Raw genomic sequence first — 601 nt, 5'->3', positions numbered from 1 at the left:
TCCAACGCAAGTATCGACCCTTACTTTCGCTTATGTGTTGAATTTTTATCCCGAGCCATGCACATCAGAAACTTCGCTCGTCACTTTGCCGGAACGCCGATTAAGCTCTTTCTCAATGTTATGCCTCAAACTCTACTCACGCTCACCAAAGACATGGGCTTTAAAGACAACGGCTTGCTTTACAAACGTCTTGCTGATTTGGGTATGACCCCGTCTGATGTGGTGTTTGAGGTTGTAGAAGAATCCTGCGGTGATACTGATTTACTGATTAAAGCCGTACAGTTAATGAGAGCGACTGGCTTTATCTTTGCCATCGATGATTTTGGCGCGCAACATTCCAACATTGCCCGAGTTCAGCAGCTTTGTCCTGACATAATTAAAATTGATCGCTCTTATCTACTCGATTATTGCGCTGGTGATACCTTTTCCATTCGAAGTGCGGTAGATCTAGCAGCAACCATGGGGGCCAAAGTAATTATCGAAGGGGTTGAAGAGAACAACCAGCTGCAGGCCATGCGTCAACTGGAACTCGATTATTATCAAGGGTTTTATCTCGGTAAACCAAGTGCAATTCATCACTGGACAGAATACGCAACCTGCC

General features: G+C 45.1%; 1 protein-coding gene. It reads left to right on the top strand.

Annotated features, from left to right (window positions below):
* On the top strand, positions 1 to 601 hold a 601-nt coding region (locus R8O11_RS29410; protein ID WP_318195146.1), incomplete at both ends, for an EAL domain-containing protein.

The sequence above is a fragment of the Vibrio sp. 1288 genome, assembly GCF_033344475.1.
The sequence above is the reverse complement of the archived record's forward strand: the minus strand, read 5'-3'. Positions and strand labels throughout refer to the sequence as shown.